Genomic DNA, 239 nt, shown 5'->3' on the forward strand with positions numbered 1-239 from the left:
GGGGCGTGTTCAGCCATGACTTCGCCCAGCCCGGCGAGCACAGCCTCACCGCGCTGGCCGCCGATGGCGCGTGGACGCGCCTGCGCTTCCGCGTGCTGCCTGACTAGCGCATGCCTAGCCGGTGGGGCGGGCCGCGCGCAGTTGCCGCGGCGTCATCCCGGTCATCGCGCGCAAGGTGCGGTTGAGGTGGGCCTGGTCGGCGAACCCGCACTGATGGGCCAGTCCGGCGAGCGTGGAGC

General features: G+C 73.6%; 1 protein-coding gene. It reads right to left on the reverse strand.

Annotated features, from left to right (window positions below; genetic code table 11):
* Positions 1 to 114: 114 nt before the first annotated feature.
* Positions 115 to 222: an AraC family transcriptional regulator gene (locus SB660_RS23525; RefSeq protein WP_410584995.1), complete on the reverse strand. Its 108-nt coding sequence runs from the start codon at positions 220 to 222 to the stop codon at positions 115 to 117.
* Between the last annotated feature and the right edge of the window lie 17 nt (positions 223 to 239).

Origin of the sequence: Bacillus sp. SIMBA_005 (genome assembly GCF_046535585.1) — a bacterium.
GTDB classification, from domain to species: domain Bacteria; phylum Bacillota; class Bacilli; order Bacillales; family Bacillaceae; genus Bacillus; species Bacillus pumilus.